The sequence below is a fragment of the Xanthomonas sp. SHU 166 genome, from assembly GCF_000364685.1.
GTDB lineage: Bacteria > Pseudomonadota > Gammaproteobacteria > Xanthomonadales > Xanthomonadaceae > Xanthomonas_A > Xanthomonas_A sontii.
This window is the reverse complement of the sequence record NZ_AQOJ01000767.1, coordinates 1-8,236: the sequence shown is the minus strand read 5'-3', so window position 1 is coordinate 8,236 and position 8,236 is coordinate 1. Positions and strand designations below refer to the sequence as shown.

Below are 8,236 nucleotides of genomic sequence, written 5' to 3'. Positions count from 1 at the left end.
GGGGGAGCCGATGCGGCGGGTCGACCTGGGCGTGGGCAGCGACGGCCTGCGCCAGGGCAGCGTGGATCTCAACCAGCCGCTGTCGGCCGATGGCAAGGTCGCACTGCGCCTCAATGCGCTGGCGATGAACAGCGACGACCCGACCGACCACGTGTACTTCCGCAGCCGCTGGATCGCCCCCTCGCTGTCGCTGGACCTGGGCCCGCGCACCGATTTCGTGCTGCTGACCAGCTACCAGGAACGCGACTACATCCGCCAGCAGGGCCTGCCCTGGGAAGGCAGCGCCGAACCCAACCGCAACGGCAGGATCGACCGCGCGCTGTTCACCGGCGAACCCGGGCAGCGGCCGTACCACAGCCGTCAGAGCCGGATCGGCTACGTGCTCGATCACCGCTTCGACAACGGCTGGAGCCTGCACCATGCCGCGCGCTGGCAGAGCTTCGGTCTGGACGGTTTCCTGATCGCCAACAACGGCCTGGCCGCCAACCTGCGCACCCTGCGCCGTACCGCCACCCAGCAACAGTTCGACGGACGCACCTGGGTGCAGGACACCTACCTGCAGGGCGGCTTCGCCACCGGCACCTGGCAGCACACCGTCACCGCCGGCCTGGACGCGTTCAAGACCTGGGAATGGAACGTGCAGTCGACCTGCCGCGTCGGCAATCTCGACGTGTACGCGCCGGTCTACGGCAGCGCCGTGACCTGCCCGGCCCGCCCCACCCGCGACAACCTCAGCGTGGTGACCTCGGGCGGCCTGTACCTGCGCGACCGCATCCAGTTCGCGCCGGACTGGCAACTGCTGCTGGGCCTGCGCCACGATCGCAGCCGCAACCAGAGCGAGGACCGGCTGGCCGGCAGCGACACACGCACCGACAACAGTGCCACGACGGGTTCGGCAGCGCTGATGTTCGACGCCGGTGGCGGGCTGCGCCCGTATGTCAGCGTCGCCACCTCGTTCTATCCCAATGTCGGCGTCGATGCGCAGGGCGCGCAGTTCGATCCCGAGCGCGGGCGCCAGGTGGAACTGGGCGTCAAGATGGAAGTCGGCAGCGGCACCAGCCTGAGCATGGCGCTGTACGACCTGCGCCGGCGCAACGTGCTGCAGACCGATCCGTTCAACGACGGCTACAGCATCGCCGTGGGCGAACAGCGCAGCCGCGGCCTGGAGCTCAACGCCGCCGCCGACCTGGGCAACGGGTTGAGCCTGTTCGGCGGCTACGCCTACACCGATGCGGTGGTCACCGACGACGGTGGCCAGCGTGTCAGCAGCGTCGGCAGCCGCCTGAACAACGTGCCGCGGCATAGCGGTTCTGTGTGGCTGCAGTACACCGCCCACGGCGCGGCCGACGGCTGGAGCGTCAGCGGCGGCGCCCGCGCCGAAGGCGAGAAGACCGCTTACGGCCATCGCATTCCCGGCTACCTGGTGTTCGATGCCGGCCTGGGCTACCGCCAGGGCCATTGGCGCTACGCGCTGAACCTGAAGAACGCCTTCGACCGCGACTACTTCACCGGCGGCCTGCAGCGCGCCGTGGCCCTGGGCGATCCACGCACGCTGCTGTTCTCGGTGGGCGTGGATTACTGAGTGGGTGCGCGTCGCTGCCACGACGGACGCCGTAGCTGAAAGCGCGGATGCCGGATCGCGGGGAACACCTGTGGGAGCGACTTCAGTCGCGACGCGAGACGTCATCCGGCAGTTCCGTTGCCGATGCGTCGGGACTGAAGTCCCTCCCACAACGGCAGCGATCCGATTGCGACAGTCGGATGCAAGGCGGATACGGCGACGCGATGCGTCGGTCGACCTCGCATCCGGGTCGCGGCTGAAGCCGCTCCGACGGTGCCGATCTTCGGACCGCAACGAGGCATCGCGCAAGAACGGCTTCAGCCGCAACGCGACGTCCGACAGCTCCGCGGCAATGTCGGTGTGGGAGCCACTTCGGTCGCGACGCAAGACGCCATCCGGCAGTTCCATTGCAGACGCGTCGGGACTGAAGTCCCTCCCACAACAGCCGCGGCCATCGTGCATCGCTGGATGTGGCGGAAGATCGTATCGACCAGCGTTCGCTATCGCCTCTCACTCGCGCCCGCAGGCCGAGGCCGGTGCATCCGACACCACGCACTGGCGGAAGTCGCGTGGCAGCCCGGCGATCTCGCGGCGCTGGCCGACCGCGAGATCGAAGGCCTGCAGCACGCGCGGATTGCAGGCAGCGCCATCGCCGCCGCTGGCCTGCGGCGATGCCGTGCAGGCGGCGTAGACCTGGTAGTGGCAGCGCCCGCTGCGGCTGTCGATGCAACGGAACGTGGCCAGGCCACCGCGATACGTGGTGCGGCTGAAGAGTAGCGGCACGCCACGTTCGCTGGCCTGCACCACCGTCTCGCGGCGGGCGCCCATGGACAGGTCGAGATCGGCATGTCCCTGGCAGCCGAACAGGCCGAGCAGGCACGACCACAGCACGGAGAGCAGACGCATGGCGGAGATTCCTTGTTCCAGTGCGAAGCGAGGGAATGCGCGGCTACATGCCGCGGAACAGGCTCATGTACGGCTGGCTGACGGTCAGGACCTCGTCGCGGTGGCGCAGCTTCAGCCGGCCCTTGCCGGTGTCGTCGCGTACCACCGAGGCCACCGCCTTGAGGTTGATGATGGTGGAGCGGTGGATCTGCCGGAACGCCGCCGGATCGAGCACATCCAGCAGCTCCCGCAAGGAGGTGCGCAGCACCGCCTCGCCGTCGCGGGTGAACACCGTGGTGTACTTGCTGTCGGCCTGGAAATACAGCACGTCGTCGAGCAGGATCAGCCGCGTCTCGCGGCCGCTGCTGGCGGTGACCCAGGCCAGCGGCGGCGGCGCCGACGGGGCGACCGGGCGCTGCTGCAGACGCTGCAGCAGCGCGTCGAGCACCGCCGGATCCGGCCCCTGCGCCGCCCGTGCCTGCAGCCGCTGCACCGTGGCCTGCAGGCGCTCGCGCACGATCGGCTTGAGCAGGTAGTCCACCGCGCCGTGCTCGAACGCGTCGATGGCGTACTGGTCGTAGGCAGTGACGAACACCACCTGCGTGTGCGGGCTCAGTTCGCCCAGCGCACGCGCCACCTCGATGCCGCTCAGCCCGGGCATGCGGATGTCCAGGAACGCCACCTGCGGGCGCAACTCGGCCAGCCGCTCCAGCGCGCTGGCGCCGTCCTCGCACTCGGCGACGATGCACAACTCCGGCCACACCTCGCCCAGCAGCGCGACCAGCGCATCGCGCAACAGGGTTTCGTCCTCGGCGACGATCGCGTCAGTCATGGTGCGCTCCCGTGTGCGTCGCCACCGGCGCCGGCAGTGGCGGCGGTGGTGGCGTCGTCCCCGCCGGCCACGGCAGGGTGATGGTGGCGGCCACGCCGCTGGGGAAGTTGGAGACGATGGCGAAGCTCGCCGCGCCGGCATAGGTGAGGCGCAAGCGCTCGCGCAGGTTCTTCAGGCCGATGCCGGTGCCGCTGGACTGGGTGTTGAAGCCCAGGCCGTCGTCGGCTACGGTCAGGGTGACGTGGTCGTCGACCGCGCGCGCCAGGATCCAGATGGTGCCGCCGCCGGGCTTGGGTTCCAGCCCGTGCTTGATCGCGTTCTCCACCAGCGTCTGCAGCATCATCGACGGCAGCGGCAGCGTCTTCATCGTCTCCGGCACCTGCACCTGCAGTTGCAGGCGCGCGCCCATACGGATGCGCAGGATTTCCAGGTAGGCCTGGGTCCGCTCGAGTTCGTCGCCGAGCGAGCTCATCGCGTCCTCGGTGCTGGGCAGCGAACGCCGCAGGTACTGGATCAGATAGCCCAGCATCAGGTCGGCGCGCGGCGGATCGGTCCGCGCCAGCACCTGTGCGCTGGCCAGCGTGTTGTAGAGGAAGTGCGGCTCGACCTGCGCGTGCAGCAGGTTCAGCCGCGCCACGGTCAGCTCCTGCTCGGTGGCGGCCTGTGTGGCGGCGGCCTGCTCGTCGCGGCGCAGCTCGGCCACGCGCCGCGCCAGCGCACGACCCAGGGCTTCGGCGTTCTCGTAGTTGCTGCCCTCGTCGACCGCGAACAGGTCGATCCAGGCGCTGGCATCCGGCTCCAGCAGCAGGGTCAGGCTGCTGGTGCCGGTGCCCGGGGTCACCGTCGCCACCACCTGGTTGCGCTTGACCGCGAAGCGCGCGGCCAGGTTCCAGCGCGACGGCGGGCGGCCGTTGTAGGGATCGATGCGACGCACCTTGGCGCGCACCTGCAGGCTGTCCAGCGTGCTTTCCACCTCTTCCACCCGTGGCAGCTCGCGCACCGCCGCATCCAGCAGTGCGAACGCCTCATGGGTGTCCAGCGGGATCTCGATCTGGCGCCGCTGGCGGCTGGCCAGGGTGCCCCAATCCAGGCGCCCGGCGATCAGCCAGACCTTGCGCAGGTGGGTGATGCCGGCGATCAGCGCCGACAGCATCAGCAGCATCGCCAACAGGCCGAACAGCCAGCCCGGCCCGGAATTCATGCCGTAGAACAACCCGGCCCAGACGAAGGCGGCGACAACCACCGCCACTGCCCAGGCGCACAACAGGCGAACGAGGAAGAACAGGCTGGCGAGCATGGCGGCCGGGGACTGGGAAGTTCCGGCGAGGATAGCCGCGGCGTCGCACGGCGCCAGCGACGTGCGACGAAACCGCCGCTGGCGAGGATGGGACCGGGCCTTGGCAGGACGAAACCGCAGCCCAGCCGCACGCCGAGGCGGCGGCGCCATTCCAGGCGACAGCGCGCCCTACAGCCGGCTCACGCTGCGGATGCGGATCTCGCTGCTGTCCACGCCGTGGCGTTGCGCCGCCTGCGCCCGCATGTGACACAGCAGCCGCTCCGGATCCAGCGGCGCCGGCTCGGCCCAGGTGTGCGCCAGGGTGCCCCAGGCCACGCGCTGTCCGAAGCTGTAGGCCTCGTAGTCGGCCAGATAGTGGCGCGCGCGCTCAGGTGCCGACGTGGACATCGCCCTCGTAGCCGTTGCAGCCAAGATGTTCGAGCGCGATCGACAGCGCCAGCGCGTAGCCCTGCGCGCAATAGCCGCCAACCTGGCCCAGCCGCTGCCCCGACGCCGCGCACAGGCAGGCTTCGCGGCGATCGCTGGCATCGTCGTGCACTTCCACGTAGGGCCGGCGCAGGTGCGCGACCGCGTCGGCGGTGATGGCGCTGTCCGAGCACGCGCCCGGATCCAGCAGCAGCATCTCCACCCCGGCCTGGTCGGCATGGGCCAGCGCCTGCAGCAGTTCGCGCTCGCTGGCGCAGCCGCGCACGGCCAGGGTCTTGCCGGCGCGGCCGGCATGGGCGAGCAATTGCCGCATCACCGGTGGGGCGATGCGGGCCGGGCGGCCGCGATGGCCGGCCACGCAGTCCGGGCCACGGAGCAACAGGATCGACATGGCGGCGCCCTCAGTTGGCCAGCGCCGCGCGCGCGCCGAGCCGGCGCTGCGCCACGCCCAGGGCGATCGCGTAGCTGTCGGCGAGCGCACCGTTGGCGATCACCGTCAGCAACGGCATGTGCCGCGGATGCAGCAGCGGTTCCAGCGCCTGGGCGCTGGCGTCGTGCACCTCGATGTACGGATGGCCCAGCGCGTCCAGCGCCGCGCACAGCTGCGCGCCGTGGTCGGCCAGCTCCGACGCCGGCAACTCGCCGGAATCCAGCAGCACCAGCTCGGTGTCGTCGCACGCGCCTTGCCGCAGCCGCGCCACGATCTGCGCGGCATCGGCACAGGCCACCGGCACCACCTGCGCGGCATGGGAAGCGGCCAGACACTGGGCCGCGGCGATGGCCGACGCATCGCGATGCGGGCCCTGGATCAGCAGAATCGACATGGAACACATCCAACGGAAAGGACGTGGCGCAGTCTGCGCGCGCGCCGCGTAAGCGTTCCATGGCGGAAGTGGGCCTGGGGCGTAAAGCTTGCGTAAGGCGGGAATCGGGAATGGAGAATGGAGAATGGAGAATGGAGAATCGTTGAGCGCAAGCCGGGAACGTTCAGCCAACGACATGCCGCTTTTCCGATTCCCCATTCCCCAATCCCCATTCCCGGCTTTATGCGATCATCCCCCGCTTCCCGCCGCCGCCGGACCCGCCATGACCCAAACCGCCCTGCGCCGCGATGTCGGCCCGTTCGCCCTGATGCTGACCGGCCTCGGTTCGATCATCGGTTCCGGTTGGCTGTTCGGCGCCTGGCGCGCCGCCGGGCTGGCCGGCCCCGGTGCGATCTGGGCCTGGGTGCTGGGCGCGGCGATCGTCACCACCATCGCCCTGGCCTATGCCGAACTGGGCGCGATGTTCCCCGAGTCCGGCGGCATGGTCCGCTACAGCCACTACTCACACGGCTCGCTGGTCGGCTTCATCGCCGGCTGGGCCAACTGGATCGCGATCGTGTCGGTGATCCCGGTGGAGGCCGAGGCCTCGGTGCAGTACATGGCCTCCTGGCCCTGGCAGTGGGCGCAGGATCTGTACGTGCAGCAGCCCGGCGGCGCCGGCGAGCTGTCGGTGCCCGGCCTGTGCATCGCCGCGGTGCTGGTGCTGGTGTATTTCCTGCTGAACTTCTGGAGCGTCAAGCTGTTCGCGCGCTCCAACAGCCTGATCACCGTGTTCAAGCTGGTGGTGCCGGCGATGACCGGCGTGGCGTTGATCGCCAGCGGCTTCCACAGCGAGAACTTCAGCGTCGGCCTGCACGGCGGCAGCCACACCATCGACTTCGCCGCGGTGCTCACCGCGGTGGCCACCGCCGGCATCGTGTTCAGCTTCAACGGCTTCCAGAGTCCGGTGAACCTGGCCGGCGAGGCGCGCAACCCCGGGCGCAGCATCCCGTTCGCCGTGCTCGGCTCGATCGCGCTGGCCACGGTGGTCTACGTGCTGCTGCAGGTCGCCTATCTGGGCGCCGTGCCGCCGGACCTGCTGGCCAAGGCCGGCTGGCACGGCATCGACTTCCGCTCGCCGTTCGCGCAGCTGGCGATCATCGTCAACCTGCACTGGCTGGCGATGCTGCTGTACGTGGACGCCTTCGTCAGCCCCAGCGGCACCGGCATCACCTACACCGCCACCACCGCGCGGATGATCTACGGCATGGAGCGCAACGGCACCATGCCCAAGGTGCTGGGCCGGATCCATCCGACCTGGGGCGTGCCGCGCCCGGCGATGTTCTTCAACCTGCTGGTGTCCTACCTGTTCCTGTTCTTCTTCCGCGGCTGGGGCACGCTGGCGGCGGTGATCTCGGTGGCGACGATCATTTCCTACCTGACCGGTCCGATCAGCGCCATGGCGCTGCGCAAGCACGCGCCGGAGATGCACCGACCGCTGCGCATCGTCGGCCTGCCGGTGCTGGCCGCCGCCGCCTTCGTGCTGGCCACCGAACTGCTGTACTGGGCGCGCTGGCCGCTGACCGGCGAGATCATCCTGCTGATGCTGGTGGCCCTGCCGGTGTACGCGTACTACCAGCAGCGCGACGGCTGGAAGGATTTCCGTCGGCACCTGCGCGGCGCCAGCTGGCTGATCGCCTATCTGCCGACCATCGCCCTGCTGTCGTGGGCCGGCAGCACCACCTTCGGCGGCCACGGTTACCTGTCCTACGGGCCGGACCTGGTGGTGGTCGGCGTGGTCGCGCTGGGCTTCTACTTCTGGGGCGTGCGCGCCGGCTGGCGCACCCCCTCGCTGCAGCAGGCCAGCGGCGGCTGAGCCGCGGCGGCGCTCAGCCGCCGCGCAAAGTTTGCAGCGCGCGCGACAGCAACGTGGCGCCGCTGAAGCCGGCCAGCGCGCACAGCCCTGCCGCGGCGGCCAGCGCACCGATCTCGGCGTGATCGCCGAACAGCGCGATCGCCGAGCCGATGCACGCTGCCGAGAACCCGGCGCCGACCAGACCGATGCGCAGATGCGCGCGCCAGCCGCGCAGATGCGGCCAGGCGCGTACTGCGACCAGGCCGGTCAGCAAGGCCGGCAAGACGCCGAACAGGTAGGAATACAGCGCGATCCCCAGCAGCATCAGCAGCCCGCCGCCGATGTCACCGAGGTGAGCGCCGCCCCAGAGCCACGCGACCGCCATCACCGGCAGGCCGACCGCCACGGTCCCAAGCGGCGGCCCGACCAGCGGGAACGCCACGGCCACGCCGAGGTAGACCAGCCAGCGCGGCAGCGGATCGCTCCCCGCGTCGGCGCCCATCGGATCGGCGCCTTCCGCGCGCGCGCCCGGCGGCGGATCCGCAGCCGCCTGCGGCGCAGGCGGCACTGGGGCGTG

General features: G+C 70.2%; 9 protein-coding genes. 2 read left to right on the top strand and 7 right to left on the bottom strand.

Annotated features, from left to right (window positions below; genetic code table 11):
* On the top strand, positions 1-1,582 hold a 1,582-nt coding region (locus D180_RS17850; RefSeq protein ID WP_043091286.1), incomplete at its 5' end, for a TonB-dependent siderophore receptor.
* A 489-nt stretch (positions 1,583-2,071) separates the two neighbouring features.
* On the opposite strand, the gene D180_RS17845 is transcribed toward D180_RS17850, so the two are convergent.
* The 6 genes from D180_RS17845 to D180_RS17820 all read right to left on the bottom strand — a co-directional run bounded on the left by D180_RS17845 (position 2,072) and on the right by D180_RS17820 (position 5,825).
* Positions 2,072-2,467: a hypothetical protein gene (locus D180_RS17845; RefSeq protein WP_017908515.1), complete on the bottom strand. Its 396-nt coding sequence runs from the start codon at positions 2,465-2,467 to the stop codon at positions 2,072-2,074.
* A 43-nt stretch (positions 2,468-2,510) separates the two neighbouring features.
* Positions 2,511-3,278 carry a LytTR family DNA-binding domain-containing protein gene (locus D180_RS17840; protein ID WP_017913867.1) on the bottom strand — a complete coding sequence of 256 codons (768 nt, stop codon included), beginning with the start codon at positions 3,276-3,278 and terminating at the stop codon, positions 2,511-2,513.
* On the bottom strand, positions 3,271-4,575 hold the full coding sequence (locus tag D180_RS17835) for a histidine kinase (protein WP_017913866.1): 1,305 nt from the start codon (positions 4,573-4,575) through the stop codon (positions 3,271-3,273). The genes D180_RS17840 and D180_RS17835 overlap by 8 nt, the downstream gene beginning before the upstream one ends.
* A gap of 168 nt (positions 4,576-4,743) precedes the next feature.
* Positions 4,744-4,962: a hypothetical protein gene (locus D180_RS17830; RefSeq protein ID WP_017913865.1), complete on the bottom strand. Its 219-nt coding sequence runs from the start codon at positions 4,960-4,962 to the stop codon at positions 4,744-4,746.
* Positions 4,943-5,392, bottom strand: a complete 450-nt coding sequence (locus D180_RS17825; protein ID WP_017913864.1) for a type II 3-dehydroquinate dehydratase — start codon at positions 5,390-5,392, stop codon at positions 4,943-4,945. Before D180_RS17825 ends, D180_RS17830 begins: the two co-directional genes overlap by 20 nt.
* A 10-nt stretch (positions 5,393-5,402) precedes the next feature.
* The gene (locus D180_RS17820; protein ID WP_017913863.1) at positions 5,403-5,825 is read right to left on the bottom strand and encodes a hypothetical protein; all 423 of its coding nucleotides are present in this window, start codon (positions 5,823-5,825) and stop codon (positions 5,403-5,405) included.
* A 262-nt stretch (positions 5,826-6,087) separates the two neighbouring features.
* Between D180_RS17820 and D180_RS17815 the strand changes: the two genes are divergently transcribed.
* Positions 6,088-7,680 (top strand): APC family permease, encoded by a 1,593-nt coding sequence (locus D180_RS17815; RefSeq protein WP_017913862.1) that lies wholly within the window; start codon positions 6,088-6,090, stop codon positions 7,678-7,680.
* 13 nt (positions 7,681-7,693) lie between these two features.
* Here the strand turns inward: D180_RS17815 and D180_RS17810 are convergent.
* The coding region (locus D180_RS17810) for a hypothetical protein (protein ID WP_232760565.1) at positions 7,694-8,236 on the bottom strand (543 nt) is incomplete at its 5' end.